This window comes from Methanimicrococcus stummii, from assembly GCF_032594435.1.
In the GTDB taxonomy this organism is placed as follows: Archaea; Halobacteriota; Methanosarcinia; order Methanosarcinales; family Methanosarcinaceae; genus Methanimicrococcus; species Methanimicrococcus stummii.
Window position 1 is genome coordinate 59,206 of record NZ_CP131062.1, and the last position, 17,365, is coordinate 76,570.

Consider the following 17,365-nt stretch of genomic DNA (forward strand, 5'->3'; position numbering starts at 1 on the left):
GAAAAATGACAACAAATCATTTCGAATTTCAAAGAAAAACCGGCATTATTTTGGCGCTTGACGTGACCGACGAAGAAAACGCGATTCGTGTGACGGAAGCTGTCGCCGATATGGTGGATGCCGTCAAAATCGGTTATCCGCTTGTTCTCGGAACGGGACTTCAAATCGTTTCAAAACTTTCGAGATACGCGCCGATTATCGCCGATTTTAAAGTTGCGGACATCCCGAACACCGACCGCTTAATTTGCGAGCATGTTTTCAAAGCAGGATGCGCCGCAATCATCGTTCAAGGATTTACGGGTCCGGACAGCTTGGCGGAATGCGTGAAAACGGCAAATGAGTTCGGCGGCAAAGTTTTTGTTGTTTCCGAAATGAGTCATCCGGGCGGCGATTATTTCTTTACGGATGAAATTTCCAAAGAAATTGCGGCGCTTGCTAAAAAATCCGGTGCTTTCGGAATTGTTGCGCCGGCGACGCGTCCTGAACGCGTGAAAGAACTTCGCGCCGTGATCGGCGCGGATTTGAAAATCATTTCACCCGGCGTCGGCGCGCAGGGCGGAAGCGCGGCGGACACGATTAAAGCGGGCGCGGACTGGGTGATTGTCGGGCGCAGCATTTACAATGCGGCGGATCCGAAGGCGGAAGCCGAGAAAGTGAAGAGTGAGATTGAGAAATTGATTTGAAAAAGAGGTGATTTTATGGAAGAATACGAAGTTTCAAAGTGGTACCCTATTAATTCAAAAGAGGAATATGCAGGATTTATCCACTATTTTGTAATGTCTCCTTTAGAAGGAGAATTTCAATACAAATATGAAAATGATCCAAAAAACAAAAGGTACTATCGAAATAAAAAATATTCTGAAAAAGTAAAAAAAGAATATATCGATTCAGGTCTTCGTGTTAATAGCATTAGGTTTGTACCAAATTAATTCTAAATTTGAAAATTGAAATGCCGATGATGAGAGTTTGAGCTGATTTGAGTGATGAGCCCTATGAGTTCTGAGGCATTTTGATTCATATTTTTAGTTTTTTGATTTTATACTCGGTTGAACACAGCTTGATTTTATGTGTCTATTTTATATTTTTGAATTGTATCCATTTGATTTTTATTTGAAAGATTTGATTGTTTTATAAAAAATTAAAAATTTTAAAATACCGAATGGACCAGTTTTTCTGTAATGACATTAAAAAGTGAAATTTCGAATTTGTTTCAACGCCCGGGAAAAACACGAATGGTTGAATTTGGAAATGATGATCAAAAAAAGTAAATCTTAGACCGTCATATCAAATCAACGAAACAAATCCGATTCTAAAGATGAATAATATGGGCAATGATAATGAAAACAGCCGAACAGATGATTTCTTATTGGATTCATTTTTAAACCAAAGTGTTCGATTGAAAATATTAATTCCGATTCCTTTTAAAATCGCTCGTGAAGATGGAATGTATTTCATGGAGAATGATCTTTTTGACATTTTTTCATACGGCGAGGACTTGGAAAAGGCAAGAAATGAAATTGAATCGCAGTTTTCCACTCTTTGGAATATTATGTTTTGGAAGATGAAACTAAATTGTCTGAAAGCTCCAAACTTTACAAAATGCTTCTTTTAAAATATTTGGGGGCAAAGGATGGCGATTAAAACACGCGTTTTTGAACATCTTCTCGAACAAAAAGGATTCCAAAAAAAGTCCGGCGATCACAATTTTTATTATTTTTATCTCAACGGGATTCGAACAAACATCAAAACAAAAACAAGTCACGGAAGTTCCGGACACTCGGGCCGGGAGATGACGCCTTATTTGGAAAATAGAATTCGAAATCAATTGCATTTGACAAAAGAACAATATCAATTATTCATCGATTGTCCTCTCAAAGAAAAAGATTTGGCTGAAATTTATATGAACGAATTAAAAATTATTGATTCAAAAATATCAAATGAAATCAATAACTTTTGAAAAATAAACCGGCTCAAAAAGCCAATAAAATTAAGTTTCTTTAATGAAAGCGTTAAATGTTATACTTTTTCGCGGCCTTTTCGAAAATTTCCAATCATTCCGATTGAAACCTTTATATAATAAAAACGGTTTTTACACTTGCTTTTTTAAAGTAAAATTGACCTCAATTGGGGCTGTAGGGTAGCTTGGTCCATCCTGCAAGGCTGGGGGTCTTGCGACCTGAGTTCAAATCTCAGCAGCCCCACCACATCTACTTTTGAATTCTCAATAAATAAAAGCCGACAGGCTTTGCTTTTCTCAAAAATCGTCATTTGCCGTATTACAAATTTTATAAACCATCAGCGTCTTTTATGTTTGGGGAAAATTATGTTCATGGAATTGACCATACAAAAAAACACGGACGGCATCAATTGGAACGATGTCAAAAGCTTGCTGCAGCGAACGGATATGACAACGTACGATGTTGAACTGCACAAAAAGGCGTTTGAAAACAGCGCAAAAGTCATTTTCATTTATCACGGAGACATTTTAATCGGCTGCGGTCGTCTCCTTTCAGATTTCGCGTACCAAAGCGTGATTTACGACGTCGCCGTCGATGTCGATTCTCAGGGGAAAGGAATCGGCAAAATGATTGTCAAACTTTTGACGGAAGGCGAAGAAGACAAAAACATTATTCTTTACGCGACGCCCGGAAAAGAAGAGTTTTATCACAAATTCGGATTCCGTCCTTCCAAAACGGGAATGTGTCGGTTTATTGACGTGGAATCGGCGCTTGAGAAAGGGTTTATTGATTAAAATTTCATTTTAAATTCGTTTATTTCCAAAACATTTCTTGTTTCCAGTCAAGAGGAAAACCCAGGTACTTTGTGTCTATTGAAGGGTATTTATTCAACAAAATTTTCAATTTTTCTTTGAAATCATTGTTCGGGTTGATTCTGTCTGATAAATATTTAATGCAGCAGATTGGAGCATATAAATCAAATGGGCTGCCGATATCATTTACAAAACACTTTGAAGGATTTTTTGGAATTGTGACCGGAAGAAATTTTCGTCTCCATAATCTTCCGTGATGTGCGCATATATTTCTCAAAACCGAAATACATTGTATCCAATTGTCTAAAATATTCGGGTCGGCTAAACCAAACATTTGCGCCACATCTTTTTTACAATTGCCGCCTTTCAAATTTTTAAAAAATTTGGACATATATCCGAAACTGACGATTTCAAGACAAGACCAAACAGGAGGCAATGAAGGGTCATTATATTTGTTCAAATAATGTCCGATGAACATTTCTTTGCTGCCTGAAACTTCTCCGAACAAAACCTTCATTGAATCCAAATACATTCTTTTATCTCTAAAAAGATCAGGATTTAAATACCAATGACTTCCGTAAACCAAGCTGTATTGGTAAATAATTTGAGCTTTAAGCGCGATTTCAATTGTCTCGATTGAAGAAAAAATTAAAGATCTCAATTCGCGGTCAAAATTGTATATTTCGGTTATTGTTTCAAAATGAGTTGTCTTTGTAAAAAGGCTGTTCAACGCATTATGGTCTTGAAAATGATACGCATAACCTTTCCATCTGTAATAATTATTGTACTGGAAAAAAGATTCAGCTTCATATTCTTTTTCAAATTGTAATCCCTTCCCTTTTAACCTTTCAATTTGATTTTGAACAGAATAAGAAGGTTTGGAATACTGCATTGAAATCAACATAAAAATGATAAGAATAGAAATGACCTGCCCCAAGTGTGCATCGCTGAGAGGCCGGGCAGGTTCTGTTAATTGTTAGTACAATCAAAACATATTAATAATTTTCGAAATTGTTCTATTATTATCGAAATTTCATTAATTTCATAAAAATAAATATTCAAAATTATTCTGGCTCACAAAAACAAAACAAGAGGTTCATTATGGTTTCAAAAGAACTCCCCTTCACCAAACAAGAAATTGAAGAAATTATCAAAACGTACCCGACACCGTTTCACATTTATGATGAAAAAGCGATTCGCGACAACGCCGAAGACATGAAGCGCGCTTTTGGAATCCTCAACGGTTTCCGGGAATTTTTCGCGGTCAAAGCGCTTCCGAATCCTTATATCTTAAAAATCCTCGCCGAACACGGGTTCGGTGCCGATTGCAGTTCTTTGCCGGAATTGATTTTGGCGGAAAAGGCAGGCATTACGGGTGAAAAAATCATGTTCAGCTCCAATGATACGCCGGCTGAAGAATTCAAAAAAGCGAGAGAACTTGGCGCGATTATCAATTTGGATGATATTTCTCATATCGAATATCTCGAAGAAGTCGCGGGGCTTCCCGACATTCTTTGTTTCAGATACAATCCGGGACCGCTTAAGGGCGGTAACGAGCTTATCGGAAAGCCGGAGGAGGCGAAATACGGTTTTACGCGCGAGCAGCTTTTTGAGGGCTACCAAATGCTCAAAGAAAAAGGCGTTAAACGCTTCGGTCTTCATACAATGGTCGCGTCAAACGAGCTTAACGTTGAATATTTCGTTGAAACCGCGCGCATTTTGTTTGAAGTCATCGTTGAGCTTTCCGAAAAACTGGGAATCGGCTTTGAATTCGTCAATCTCGGCGGTGGCATCGGTATTCCTTATCGCCCCGACCAAGACCGCGTTTCGTTTGACGCGATTGCCGACGGCGTTAAAAAAGCGTATGCGGAAACAATCGGAAAAGCCAAAATTGCGCAGCCGAATGTTTATTTCGAATGCGGCCGCGTCATTACCGGTCCGTACGGCTACCTGATCACGGAAGTTCGTCACATGAAACACATTTACAAAGATTATGTCGGAACGGATGCCTGCATGGCAAATTTGATGCGCCCGGGAATTTACGGCGCTTACCACCACATTACCGTACTCGGCAAAGAAAACACCGCCGCCGATCACAAATATGATGTCACGGGATCGCTTTGTGAAAACAACGACAAATTCGCCGTTGACAGAATGCTTCCCGAAATCGAGCGCGGCGATTTGCTTGTCATTCACGACACCGGCGCGCACGGTTTTGCAATGGGATTCAATTACAACGGCAAATTGAGATCGGCAGAACTCCTGCTCAGAACCGACAGAAGTATTTTAGAAATCAGAAGAGCGGAAACAATTGACGATTATTTTGCGACATTGGATTTTGAAGGATTGAAATCGTTTAAATGATGTTTTCAAAGGTGATTGTGTTGGTAATAGAAAATCGAACAATAGCATTGTTTATAGATTCAGATAACATCTCCCAAAATTATTTCAAAATCTTGATGGATGAATTAAATGAGTTTGGAAATGTTACATACAAACGAATTTATGGGGATTTTACAACGCAACAAGCCAATTCGTGGCGTCCATTGTTACTTGAATTTGCAATAGAACCGATACAACAATACTCATATACAAAAGGGAAAAATGCAACCGATTCTGCAATGATAATTGATGCAATGGATATTTTACACAAAGGAAATGTTGATTGTGTTTGTTTAGCAACGAGCGATAGCGATTTTACAAAACTTGCAATCCGATTTAGAAATGAAAATTATGTTGTAATAGGAGCAGGAGAGGAAAAAACGCCAACATCATTCAAAGCTGCATGTCATCGTTTTTTATTAATGGATCAACTTCTTGCAAAAATTGTAAATAAAACAAGACCTGAGAGCAATCAACAAAAAACAGCAGAAGACACGAAGAAAAAGAAAGCTTTGGACGAACTTATAAAAATCTCCAAAGAGATTATTCAAAAAGGCGCGGATCCAGATGACGGATACATGCATTTTTCAACATTTATGAATGAACTGTATAAAAAAGATAATGCTTTTAATCCCAAAAACTATGGGGTAAATTCAAAACCAATTACATTTTTTAAAGAATTAAAAATCGGTACAAAATTGCCGTTTACATTGACAAAAAGAACTCAACAATATAGAATTAAAATCACATGAACAGTTTTCCAATCTGAATCATTAATGTTTCAATTTCAAAAAATCATTTTCGAAGAAGCTCAATCTTCATTCTCAAGCAAATCCGTCAACGCCGCTTGTTTCGTTTTCGGCTTCGTCTCAATCTCAAAGAAGTCGTAAGCCGCTTTCGAAACTGCTTCCAAATGCTCTTTCGGCGCGAAAACACCCAACTTCCAGTTATTGATTTGAGCATGTTCCAATTCTTTAACAAAAAGAGATGCGTCGGTCAGTTTTTTCATGCTGCCGTCCATCACAAGCGCTCTCATTTCAGCCATCGCCGGCTTTGACGGAATGTCGATGATGACATTTTCGGGATCAATATGCGCGTTTTCCGCGATTTCTTTTTCAATTCGACCGACATTTTGACGGTGTTCAAAAACACTTTGTCCGACCGATTCAATTCCGGTATAAAGCGCGCGCTTGTATAAATTCCGATTATCCAAACGCGAAGAAATTTCGCCGGCAAAACCCTCGTCGGCGCGCATAATCGCTGTCAAACCCATATCGTCCAATCTTGAAAACTCGTGCGGGCGGACGATTTTGTTTTCCAGGAGATAAGCGCATGCGCGAGAGCACATCGTTTCTGAGATTCTTGAAACGTGATGATAATAAACGGAAACGTTCATCCAATATCGAGAAACCAAAAGGCCTTCAGCCGCGCGAATCGCGCCGGAATCCAAAACCAATTTGCTTTCAAAATATTCCAAATGATTCAGCAAACGCATGTAATCGACGCTGCCGGAAGTCACGCCCGTGTAATGCATGTCGCGCGCCAAATAATCCATTTTGTCGACATCGATTTCGCTGCTGAGAATCTGGCTGACCGGCGTTTTTCCGGCGATGTGTTCGGCAATTCTGGACGGTTTGAAACCATTTTCTTTGAGGATGTCGCCGACTTCCGATTCGGATAAAATGTGGCGGACGTCATCGTGGCTTTTGCGCGTGTATTGTTCAATCAGTTTTTCCGTCGCGTGTGAAAACGGACCGTGTCCGATATCGTGAAGAAGCGCGGCAACGACAATTTCGTCCAAGCCGTCGTAATCCGAAACGGCTGAGATTTGATTTCCGTCTTCACGCTGAATCTTCAAAAAAAGCGATGCCAAGTGCATCGCGCCCATGCTGTGTTCAAAACGCGTGTGGTTGGCGCCGGGATAAACTAAATTCGAGAAGCCGAGCTGCTTGATGCGGCGCAGGCGCTGCATTTGCGGCGTGTCAAAAAGGGAACTTTTCAGCGAATCAAATTCAATATACCCGTGAATCGGGTCCAAGATAACGTTTCGGTTCATGTCGGCGCTCTTAAAATGAACTTTTTTATGGTTTTAGATTTTAGATTTTAAATTTTAATATTCAAATAATTTCAATGATAATTCAATGATATAATTGATAATACTAATAGAATCAAAAACCGATTTATAAATCTTCTTAAATTCCCTGAAATCTTCTTTTGATTTGTCATGAATTCCGACAAATTCTACACTTTTTCAGATTAAAAGCAAAAAATGAAAAATCTTTCGGAAAAAATTCGTCCGCCGTTGATTAAGTTTAAATAGGTTCAAACAAAAGAGCGAACTTGGTGTCTATTATGGATGTACTTGAACTGAAAAACAGAGACATATCCAAATCGGAATGTTTGGAATTGTTCGAAAATGATGATCTGCTTTTTGACACGCTCAAAGCGGCCGACGAGCTTCGCCAAGAGATTTGCGGCGATGTCGTGACATACATCATCAACGCCAATCTGAATTTTACAAATGTCTGCACGCTCAATTGCGGTTTTTGCGCGTTTAAGGCAAAACCCAAAGACGAGAACGCGTATTTCATGACGCCGGAACAAGTCGGCAAAAAAGCGCTTGCGGCAAGAGAAGCCGGCGCGATGGAAGTTTGCGTCCAAGGCGGCATCCGAAAAGAAATCGACACGCATCTCCAAGTTGAAATGATTCGAAGCATCCGCAAAGAAACCGCTCCACATGGTGGAATCACGATTCACGGATTTTCCCCGATGGAAATCCACTCCGCCGCCGAAAACGCAGGACTTGATTTGAAAACCGCCGTCGGAATGCTCAAAGAAGCAGGTCTTGACACCGTTCCCGGAACCGCCGCCGAAATTTTGGTCGACGATGTCCGGAAAAACTTGTGTCCCGGAAAATTATCGGTTGAAGAATGGGAAAAAACAATTAAAATCATTCACAAAACCGGCATCAAAACGACATCCACAATCATGTACGGTCATATCGAAAACAATGAAGACCGCGTGGAACACCTTTTCCGTCTCAAACGCATTCAAAAAGAAACAGGCGGCTTCACGGAATTTATTCCGCTTACATATTTGCACGAAAATACGCCGCTTTACAGAAAAGGAATCGTCAAGTCGGGCGCATCCGGTTTGGACGATCTTCGAATGTATGCGGTTCCGCGTTTGCTTTTTAAAGAATTGCTGCCGAATATTCAAGTTTCCTGGGTCAAGCTCGGCGCTAAATTCTGCCAAGTCGGACTTCGCTCGGGCGCAAACGATTTTGGCGGAACGCTCATGGAAGACACGATCTCAAAGGCGGCCGGATCAAAATACGGCACCAACATGACGCAGCAAAAAATCGAAGAATGCATCGGGCAGCTTGGAAGAAAACCGCAGCTTCGAACCACGACTTATAACCATGTCGATGAAGCGCCGGCAAAAACCGCTGTTAAAGCGTAAACCGGCTCTTTGCGCGCGAGCTGCACCGTTTTTGAGAAACAAACAAAAACCGATTCCGATTTTAAAATTTAAATTTTTAAAAACAAAAGAATTATAAAGAAACCAATCAAATGACAAATATTAAATTCATTTCAGATTGGTTTATTTAAATTCAAAAACAGTTGACACATAAAGCGATGATTGTATGGATATTATTTTTGTCATTATTTTTCTGATTCTTCTCGGCTGGGCTTTGAAAAATTTCGGGCTTTTGGCGGAAAAAGATAAAATCACGTTGAACAACATCGTTATTTACGTCGGCATGCCGGCATTGGTTTTTAATTCAATGTTGACAAATGTCAAAGCGGACGAGTTGGCATCGTTTCTGAAACTGACGATTTTCATTTTGGTCATTTCATTCCTTTGCGCGGGAATCGCTTGGCTGATCGGCAAAAAGCTGTTCAAACTGCCGCCGAAGTCGCTTGCCGCATTCATTTTGGTCTGCGCCTGCGGCAGCACGGCTTTCATGGGTTTTCCGATTATCACCGGCTTTTACGGGGCGGAAGGGTTTACGCGCGCGATTTTCTGCGACGTCGCCACTTTGATTGTCGTGGTCGCGCTGGCAAGTTATTTGGGCGCGAAAGTCAGCGGTCAGAAGGTAAACGTTTTCAAGCAGATTTTGAAATTTCCGCCGTCAATCGCTTGGGCGATTTCGCTCGTTCTGATTCTCTTCGGCGTGAATATGGATATGTTTCCGCAATTCATTCCGACGGTTTTGGATTTGCTGGCCGGCGTTGTTGTCCCGCTGATTATGATTTCGCTCGGCGTTTCGCTCTCGGGCAAATATTTGAAAATCGCGATGATTCCGGCAATCGGCGTTACCTTGATTCAGCTCATTATTGCGCCGGCGATGGGCATTTTGGCGTCGCCGCTGTTCTCGTTCGCGGATTTGGACAAAAAAGTCGCAGTCATGGAATCAAGCATGCCGCCTGCAATGACGCCAATGATTTTCGCCGAAATTTACGGTTTTGATACTAAACTCATATCGGCCGCAACATTTTTGTCAACGGCTGTGTCACTCGGATCGATTCCGGCATTGCATTTGCTTTTGGAATCGGGAATTATTTAATGAATCAATGCCTTCCTGAAACAAATGATTATTCTCTCCGGCGGCACCGGCTCCCCGAAATTGATTGACGGCCTGCGTCAAATCCTTCCCGATGAAGAAATCACCGTCATTGTCAACACCGGCGAAGACATTTGGTCATCGGAAGTTTTCATAACGCCGGACATCGATACTGTTCTTTACCTTTTTGCCGGCATTTTGGATAAAACCAAATGGTGGAGCATTGTCGGCGACACGTACAACACTTACGATCAGATGAAAGAACTCGGTCAAAACGAATTTCTCATGCTCGGCGACCGCGACCGCGCCGTGAATTTGGTTCGAACAAAATTAATGAAAGACGGATTAACGCTGACAGAAGCGACCGCTGAAATCGCAAATCAATTCGGAATCAAAGCAAATATCATTCCGATGTCAGATGAAATCGTCACCAGCATGATTGAAACACCCGACGGCAAAATTCATTTCCAGGAATTTTGGGTGACAAAAAAAGGCGCGCCTGAAATTCTTTCTTTTGAATACGAAGGCGCGAAAAACGCGAAATTATCACCGGCCGCCAAGAAAATACTGGAAAAAGAAGATTGTGTTATCATCGGGCCGAGCAATCCGATGACAAGCATCGGCCCGATTTTGGCACTGCCGGAAATCAAAGAGATTTTGAAAAACAAAAAAGTGATTGCAATCAGCCCGATCATTGGAAACGCGCCGGTCAGCGGCCCTGCCGGAAAATTGATGGCATCGAAGGGACTCGAAGTTTCTTCAAAAGGTGTTGCCGAGTTGTATCAGGAGGTTGTTGATATTTTTGTTTATGACATTCGCGATGATTTGATTGATCCGAAAGAGGTTGAAGCGATGGGAATTTCAGCGGTTGCGTTGGATACCATGATGACGGACGAGAGGAAGCGAAAAGAGTTGGCGGAAAATATTTTGAAGTTGTTTGAAAAACTTTGATTTATATAACATTAAAATATTTGTACAGTCATGAATAATTGTTTTTTTAAAATCGTATTCTCCCTTACATTTTTGTTTGTTGTTTGTTTATTTGTCTGCGGTTCGGCAACGGCAACAGAGGACATTGAATCAATTCCGTTTTCCGGTGCGGGTTTGGGATCCTTTGAAGATCCGTATCAAATAACAACAATTGAGCAATTAGATGAAATTCGAAATCATCTGAACTCAAATTTTGTTTTAATGAATGATTTAGATTTTTCGGAATCCGATGTTGATAATTGGCTTCCGATCGGGAAAGAAAAAATAATTAATGACCTTTACTGCAATTTCGAGGGGTCTTTAAACGGCAACAATAAAACGATTTCGAATCTTGTTATTGATTTTCCTGACGAGGTGTACAATGGGTTTTTTTACGCCGTTTGGGATGGGTCGGTTTCAAATCTAAATTTTGAAAATGCGTCTGTTCCTTCAAAAAGTTCCAATGTGGGAATTTTAGCGGCATTAATCGGACCAAACGCAACGGTTGAAAATGTCGGAATCTTCAACTCAACAGTGACCGGTGAAATGTATGTCGGTATTTTATCCGGGATTTCTGTTGCTAACAGCACGATTTCAAATTGCACCATTCAAAATTCAACAATTGAATCCGAAAGCGCAGGGGCTGTTTCTTCGACCAATCGCGCTGATATAATGAATGTTCACGTCTCAAATTGCACAATTAAAGCAGTTTACTGCGGCGGTCTTGTCGCTTATGATTACGGAAGCATTTCAAATTGTTCCGTCACGAATTCATATATTGAAACAAAATTGGTTGCAGGCGGAATTGCAGGGAGTTCGTTTGTGAGTACGATTCAAAATTGTTATACGAATAATGTTTCAATTGTTGCAATTGAAGACAGGTACGAGTATTATCATGCAAATCTTGGCGGAATCATTGGAAATTCCGAGGATTCAATAATTGAAAATTGTTTCTCAACCGCTTCCATTGTTTCTTATCAGAGATTATCCTACAATGGTGGAATTGCAGGAAACTGCACAAGATCTGATTTTAAAAATTGTATTGCCGTAAATGAAAAATTAAATCACCACCCTGGCAGTTGGACAATTTTGAACCAATTGAACACGGGAAAAATCGCGGGTCATGTTAATGATTCGGATTTCGAAAACTGTTATTATTGGCACAAAATCAAAAGCAATAAGATTATATTCGACGGCGAAAACGGTAAAAGGGTCACTTCTGCAAAAATAAACGATTTTCCAAACGGTATTTGGAATGAATGGGAGGCTGATATTTGGGCGGAAAATCCGAATGAAAATGAATCGCTGCCGATTCTTAAAAATCAACTTTTTGAATTTCAAAATGATTAAGTAAATCACAAATTATTTTGAAAAAAAATGTTTTTCAAAAATAATTACAAATTCGATTAAACAGTTTAATCAAAAAAAGTCCATAAAAAAAGCCTTCCGATTTTCATCGGAAGGCTTCCTTATTTTTTCGGTTCGTAAGTAGCGTCCAGACCGGGATTCGGACCCGGGTCGGGGCCTCGACAGGGCCCCATGATAGTCCCCTACACTATCTGGACATGCTGATTTTCATTTCAGGTTCGCACCTGCGCCCCTAAAATGTTATTTACATATAAAAAGGTTACCCGTTTTACATGTTTCGAGTTTTTTTATTTAATTGATTTATTGACTCAATTAAATCGTTTTCATACGGAAACGGATAAATCCGAATTCCGTAAGAAATCAAGTCCCACCTCCCAGACTCGAACCGGGGGCATCGCGGTGCCTGCGCGAATTTCACAAACTGTGAAAAGATCAAACTACAGCCGCGCACTCTACCACTGAGTTAAGGTGGGTATCTGAAACAAAAACGCTGCAATGCAAATTTCAGCATTTTTATTTATGATGCCTTTCACTCAATTTTCACTTTCAAAAGCATAGGATAAGAATCAAATGCCGTCGAAAACGTATTCCAACACATAGGATTCTTCTTATTTATGCCTTTCGTCACAGATTGATTATTTTGCAATCTGAAAATAAGTTCGGAATCCGAAAACACCGTTCAAAAAATCATCATAAACACCAAACTGTGCTGTATGAAGCACCTTCATCAAGCATGATATGATTTTCTATGTGAAATGAAAGATCATTTCCGTTGACGAAAACAGTGTAATTCCCGTCACTCAATTCTTTTTGATTACCGACGGTAAAACGAACCGTTGTTCTCCAATCATCAACATAATGACCGCCTTCTCCGATTTTAACAGGCAAATAAATCGAATAAGAATTTTTCTCATCAAATCCTTCTGACTGAACAATGCGGCTGTAATCGACACTTGCCTCGCTGTCAAACAAAGCTGCTTTGACAACATGAACAATGTTATCGCCGTCCATTCTAAATTCTCCGCTCTCGATTGCTGCCGATATGTATCGATATAAACTGCCGTCCTCTACCGAGAAACGAATCGTATGGTTCTTTCCTCTTTCATTAATGAAAACATTAAAGTCTCCCATATCATCAAATTCACTTATTTTTCCGATGGAAATATTGATGCGTTCTGATTTGTATTTTGTATCAAAAACTTCTGTTTGATAAACAGGAATAAACAAATGAATTTGATTTCCGTCTCGGTTGACAGCAATGTCTTCTTTCAAAAGCGTTTGGTTTTTTGTATCTGTCAGAATCGTTTCGGTTTCAATAAACAATTCGCCGTCTTTTGAAAAAATTGACAAAACAGATGAATTTCCCGAAACAACAATACCGTCTTCGGGAAACGTACCGCAAACGCCGTCAGAGCCATTCAAACATCCGGCAGAGAAAATTGTTAAAAGAATTAATAATCCGATTAGATGTGGCAAAAATTTCATACAGTATCTTCTGATGTTTGAATTATTTAACTGTTGTTATTTAATGCAAAATCAAAAGAAAACCGGATCAAAAATCCGTCAAAATTAAATAAAAAAAGCCTTCGGACAAAAATATCCGAAGGCTTTGAAGTTTTCACATATAACCAAATCAAACCGATTACTCGGTTACAATCTGATGATTTTCAATTGTGAACGGGATTTCTGCGCCGTTAACGATTACGGTGTAGGTGCCGTCTTCCAATGAATCAAGCTGACCGATGACAAAAGATTCCTGGACGTAAATCAAATTCAAAGTTGTAATGCCGTCTTTGATTTGTGTCGGAATGTAAATTTCATATTTTCCGTCTTTGTCAAACTTGCCGGAAGTTGTGATGTTTTCTTTGTCAAGGGTTTCAGCGCTGCCGCCGAGGACGACGCTGACATCGACTGTGATGTTGTTGCCGTCGTTTCCGATAACAATGTCACCGATGTTTCCTGCTGTGAAATAGTAAAGTTCACCGCTTTCGAATTTGATGACAGAGGTGTATTCTTTGTCGGTGCCGCCGTTGACGATTACGGTGTATTCGCCGTCTTTGAACTGGTCTTTGGTGCCGAGAACGACTTCAACCGCTTCAAAGCCGAGATCTTTGGTGTTCACCGGACTTGAATTGACGACCGGAACATTGACGTAAACTTTGTCGCCGATGATTGTCACGGTAATGTTGTCTTTGTCAACGCTCTGGCTGTGTGTTCCCTGAATCTGAACAAGAATTTCAGCTTTCACTTCATTGTCGTCGACGGGAAGTGTGTAATAAGTAATCGCTTGAATCGTTGCGGGATTGTCAATCGTGACAGGTTTGTCGTCGCCTGAGCCCAAACAGCCGCTGAAGCTGACTGCCAAAACGGCAATGGCGAGAACTGAAAAAGTTAAAAGAATTGATTTTTTCATTGTTTTTTCCTCGTTTTGTTTTATGATAAGATAAATATGATTTGAAGATTCAGAATCAATTATAGTCGGAATGAATGATTCATAAATTGAAGAGATAAGTTTGATAATAAATCAGCATCTGCATTGTCGATTTCATCCGAAGATCGTTTTTTGGAGTCGTTTTTTTGCGGATGAAATCGAAATCGTTTTTTTCGTTTTTGGTTGGTTTTGGTTTTGAAATTTTTCGGATTTAGTTTTTATGTATTCGTTTTTAATCGTTTTTGGGATAGATGGTTTTCGTTTTAATTCGTTTTTGCAGATGATTGACTAGTTCAATGAACTAATAGTAGTTCAAAAACTATCAAGTAATTAATGAATATAATTTCTTGTTTATAACTGTTTTCTTAAATACAAATTTGATTGAAGTTATACAACTTTGAAACCTTTAAAACCGACAAAAAACAGAAATCGTCAGCCTAACCGCCGAAGAATATATAAATAATACAGAATTAATCTAAGAGCGTGTTACATCTTCTCAAAGCACCCGATTTTGTTTCAATTATCAATCTCCTTTTCGGAATGGCAGCTGTTTTTCTTGCATTCAGCGGCGCTTACGGAGCGGCAGCAGCCTGTCTCCTGATTGCCGCAGCGGCAGACGGCGTAGACGGCTACGTCGCCCGGAAAACATCCAGCGGCCCGCTCGGGGCGCATATTGATTCGCTTGTCGACACAGTCTCATTCGGCGTCGCGCCGGCCGTCATCATTTACTGCATCAGCGAAAGTTTCATTTCAGTCGTTTTCGTCTGTTTCTATCTGATTTGCGGCATTTTAAGACTTGCGCGCTACAATGCGTTTCCGTCGAAAGAGCCGGGTTATTCAGGTATCCCGATCACAGGCGCGTGCGTTGCAATCGCTGTGTTCATTATAATGTATTTGAATTTGGAAAAAATCGAAGTTGTTTTCCCTTACGGCATTGAAATCCTGATGATTTTCATGTTCGTTCTTTCATTACTCATGATCAGCACGGTTCCGTATTCGAAAGTCATGAAAAAAGGAACTTTCGTCGTTTTGATTATTGTTTTCCTCGGAACGATTGCTTCTGTTTTTATCGGAAACCCGGTCATCATCGTTTTCCCGCTCATTCTCAGCGTTTTGATGCTGATGTATTTGATTTCCCCGCTGGCGGGAATCATCGGAAAAAAGAAAAGCGTTGACCTTTAAGGTGAATCCATGACCGAAACTGATTTTTTTGAAATTACGGATCGCGACAACGCTCTTTTTGAAGCCGGTATCAAACTCGGCGCGCTTTATCATCAATTTGTCGGCAGTCCGCTTTCTGTTTCTGGAATTTCGTCGATGGAGAAAGCAATTCAAGAAAGCATTTCGGCGCAGCCTTTTGTGGAATCCGTAAGCGTCAAAATTGACGCAAAAGTGGTGGCAGCGGAATTAAATGAAATCTTTGAATACACCGAATTAAAAGGAAAAATGCTGGATGTCAAAGCAATTATTCGATTTAATACCGCAAGAGCTTTCGTTTCTTTAAAAATGAATCATGAATTTAATTATCCGTTGATGCAAATCGATAAAGTTGAAAAAGCGGAAGAATAAAATCAATGAAATCAAGTTCAAATAAAATCAATTCATTCGTTCAGGATCGTTGAATGAATTCTTATTTTTTAATCCTTTTTTAATCTTTTTTCAGCTGAGCGGTTCGGGGAAAAGCCGGACGAGAAGCTTATAAGATTCAACCAAAATGATTTTGCATATGATATAAATCGGGATGCTGAGGATCATTCCGAGTGCGCCGTACAGCTGTGAGAAAATCAAAATCAATAAGACTGTTGTAAACGGATTGACACTGACTTTGCTTGAAATCATAAATGGGACAAGGTAAATATTGTCAACGATTTGAGCAATCAGACAAACGCCGGCCGCGAGCAGCGCGACTTTCCAGCCGATGACAAAACCGATGATTACCGGCGGAATGGTTGCAAAAATCGGGCCGATGTAAGGCACGTTGTTTAAAAGACCGGCTAAAATGCCGAGGAAAAGCCAACCGGGAAGACCTATTAAATAAAATCCGGTGCAGCAAATGAATGCAATTCCGAAACTTTCAATGATTTTCGCGACGAAAAAGTTATTGGATTGCGTCAAAACCGCATTTGCCGTATAAGCGAATTCGTTTTCAAATCTTTTCGGCACGGCGGAATTGATGACTTTTTTAAGTCTTTCTCCGTCTTTAAAATACATTTTGAACATAATCGGATAAAGAAGGACGATTGCCAAAATATAGAACAAAGCCTGAGATAAAAAGGCGCGGGTGTACGAAAAAATTGAGTTGACGATGGAATCTATCATGTTTTGAACCCAATTTGTCACAGCATCGGGCAAAACGGAAAGCGTGTCCAAAAAGAGCTGCGTTCCTTGTAAAATCATGTCTTGGAGGCCTGTTAAGTCTGAAAACAAATCGGATAAATTATTAATTTGCGTTATGAAAAAGTAGCCGCAGATTGCAACGGTCAGCAAAACGCCGGCGATCGCAAGCACTTGTTTTTGTTTTCGCGTGTATTGACCGGTATATTTATTGAAAATTTTAATCGCTTTATTCAAGAGCGCGATAAAACATAATCCGAAAAGAATAACGATGAAAAGTTCCGAAAAATAGAACAAGGTCATGATAATTGCGCAGAGAGCGGCAAAAATGCCTGCCATCGCCAGCCAAACGCGCTTGCTTGTCGTCAGCGGCAAAGGCACCTGATAAAGGTTTGTAGACGTTGTTTTTGTTTTGCCCATGTCGTTCCCTGCTTAAATTATGTTTAATTTATATTGGCTCATTCTATATGATTAATCCTATATGAACACATTCATTTAAAAAGAATAATTATCAGAGCGGGTGAATCGAAAACGTGAAAGAAAA

At 40.1% G+C, this 17,365-nt stretch carries 17 protein-coding genes and 3 tRNA genes; 13 read left to right on the forward strand and 7 right to left on the reverse strand.

Translation table 11 applies throughout. From position 1 onward, the window contains the following. Positions 1–5: 5 nt before the first annotated feature. From pyrF to MmiEs2_RS00320, 5 genes are all read left to right on the forward strand, one after another. A complete protein-coding gene (gene pyrF, locus MmiEs2_RS00300; protein WP_316559457.1) occupies positions 6–683 on the forward strand; it encodes an orotidine-5'-phosphate decarboxylase in 678 nt (225 codons plus the stop codon). 15 nt (positions 684–698) lie between these two features. Further along, positions 699–929 (forward strand): hypothetical protein, encoded by a 231-nt coding sequence (locus MmiEs2_RS00305; RefSeq protein ID WP_316559458.1) that lies wholly within the window; start codon positions 699–701, stop codon positions 927–929. An 860-nt stretch (positions 930–1,789) separates the two neighbouring features. Further along, on the forward strand, positions 1,790–1,957 hold the full coding sequence (locus MmiEs2_RS00310; protein WP_316559459.1) for a hypothetical protein: 168 nt from the start codon (positions 1,790–1,792) through the stop codon (positions 1,955–1,957). A gap of 169 nt (positions 1,958–2,126) precedes the next feature. Further along, a tRNA-Pro gene (locus MmiEs2_RS00315) sits at positions 2,127–2,204 on the forward strand. A gap of 125 nt (positions 2,205–2,329) precedes the next feature. Continuing rightward, positions 2,330–2,752 (forward strand): GNAT family N-acetyltransferase, encoded by a 423-nt coding sequence (locus MmiEs2_RS00320; RefSeq protein WP_316559460.1) that lies wholly within the window; start codon positions 2,330–2,332, stop codon positions 2,750–2,752. 19 nt (positions 2,753–2,771) lie between these two features. Here the strand turns inward: MmiEs2_RS00320 and MmiEs2_RS00325 are convergent, their stop codons facing one another. Continuing rightward, positions 2,772–3,707, reverse strand: a complete 936-nt coding sequence (locus MmiEs2_RS00325; RefSeq protein ID WP_316559461.1) for an Abi family protein — start codon at positions 3,705–3,707, stop codon at positions 2,772–2,774. Between the two features lie 164 nt (positions 3,708–3,871). Here MmiEs2_RS00325 and lysA point away from each other — a divergent pair, with 164 nt between their 5' ends. Both lysA and MmiEs2_RS00335 read left to right on the forward strand, forming a co-directional pair. After that, the gene (gene lysA, locus MmiEs2_RS00330; protein WP_316559462.1) at positions 3,872–5,134 is read left to right on the forward strand and encodes a diaminopimelate decarboxylase; all 1,263 of its coding nucleotides are present in this window, start codon (positions 3,872–3,874) and stop codon (positions 5,132–5,134) included. A gap of 20 nt (positions 5,135–5,154) precedes the next feature. Continuing rightward, the gene (locus MmiEs2_RS00335) at positions 5,155–5,904 is read left to right on the forward strand and encodes an NYN domain-containing protein (RefSeq protein ID WP_316559463.1); all 750 of its coding nucleotides are present in this window, start codon (positions 5,155–5,157) and stop codon (positions 5,902–5,904) included. Positions 5,905–5,963: 59 nt separating this feature from the next. On the opposite strand, the gene MmiEs2_RS00340 is transcribed toward MmiEs2_RS00335, so the two are convergent. Continuing rightward, positions 5,964–7,208, reverse strand: a complete 1,245-nt coding sequence (locus MmiEs2_RS00340; RefSeq protein WP_316559464.1) for an HD domain-containing protein — start codon at positions 7,206–7,208, stop codon at positions 5,964–5,966. 296 nt (positions 7,209–7,504) lie between these two features. On the opposite strand from MmiEs2_RS00340, the gene cofH reads away from it, so the two are divergent. The 4 genes from cofH to MmiEs2_RS00360 all read left to right on the forward strand — a co-directional run bounded on the left by cofH (position 7,505) and on the right by MmiEs2_RS00360 (position 12,038). After that, the gene (gene cofH / locus MmiEs2_RS00345; protein WP_316559465.1) at positions 7,505–8,614 is read left to right on the forward strand and encodes a 5-amino-6-(D-ribitylamino)uracil--L-tyrosine 4-hydroxyphenyl transferase CofH; all 1,110 of its coding nucleotides are present in this window, start codon (positions 7,505–7,507) and stop codon (positions 8,612–8,614) included. A gap of 184 nt (positions 8,615–8,798) precedes the next feature. After that, positions 8,799–9,722 (forward strand): AEC family transporter, encoded by a 924-nt coding sequence (locus MmiEs2_RS00350; RefSeq protein WP_316559466.1) that lies wholly within the window; start codon positions 8,799–8,801, stop codon positions 9,720–9,722. 24 nt (positions 9,723–9,746) lie between these two features. Continuing rightward, entirely contained in the window at positions 9,747–10,670 is a 924-nt protein-coding gene (gene cofD / locus MmiEs2_RS00355) for a 2-phospho-L-lactate transferase (RefSeq protein WP_316559467.1), read from the forward strand. Positions 10,671–10,823: 153 nt separating this feature from the next. After that, positions 10,824–12,038: a GLUG motif-containing protein gene (locus MmiEs2_RS00360; RefSeq protein WP_316559468.1), complete on the forward strand. Its 1,215-nt coding sequence runs from the start codon at positions 10,824–10,826 to the stop codon at positions 12,036–12,038. 142 nt (positions 12,039–12,180) lie between these two features. Here the strand turns inward: MmiEs2_RS00360 and MmiEs2_RS00365 are convergent. The 4 genes from MmiEs2_RS00365 to MmiEs2_RS00380 form a co-directional block, all read right to left on the reverse strand. Then, positions 12,181–12,253, reverse strand: a tRNA-Asp gene (locus MmiEs2_RS00365). Positions 12,254–12,421: 168 nt separating this feature from the next. Further along, positions 12,422–12,529: transfer RNA gene (locus MmiEs2_RS00370), tRNA-Tyr, on the reverse strand. Between the two features lie 217 nt (positions 12,530–12,746). Continuing rightward, positions 12,747–13,541: a hypothetical protein gene (locus tag MmiEs2_RS00375; protein ID WP_316559469.1), complete on the reverse strand. Its 795-nt coding sequence runs from the start codon at positions 13,539–13,541 to the stop codon at positions 12,747–12,749. Positions 13,542–13,698: 157 nt separating this feature from the next. Next, on the reverse strand, positions 13,699–14,469 hold the full coding sequence (locus MmiEs2_RS00380; protein WP_316559470.1) for a hypothetical protein: 771 nt from the start codon (positions 14,467–14,469) through the stop codon (positions 13,699–13,701). Positions 14,470–14,970: 501 nt separating this feature from the next. Here MmiEs2_RS00380 and pssA point away from each other — a divergent pair. Both pssA and MmiEs2_RS00390 read left to right on the forward strand, forming a co-directional pair. Next, complete coding sequence (gene pssA / locus MmiEs2_RS00385) at positions 14,971–15,669, forward strand: CDP-diacylglycerol--serine O-phosphatidyltransferase (protein WP_316559471.1); 699 nt, start codon at positions 14,971–14,973, stop codon at positions 15,667–15,669. Positions 15,670–15,678: 9 nt separating this feature from the next. Further along, on the forward strand, positions 15,679–16,056 hold the full coding sequence (locus tag MmiEs2_RS00390) for a dihydroneopterin aldolase family protein (protein WP_316559472.1): 378 nt from the start codon (positions 15,679–15,681) through the stop codon (positions 16,054–16,056). 90 nt (positions 16,057–16,146) lie between these two features. On the opposite strand, the gene MmiEs2_RS00395 is transcribed toward MmiEs2_RS00390, so the two are convergent. Continuing rightward, positions 16,147–17,241 carry an AI-2E family transporter gene (locus tag MmiEs2_RS00395; RefSeq protein ID WP_316559473.1) on the reverse strand — a complete coding sequence of 365 codons (1,095 nt, stop codon included), beginning with the start codon at positions 17,239–17,241 and terminating at the stop codon, positions 16,147–16,149. Between the last annotated feature and the right edge of the window lie 124 nt (positions 17,242–17,365).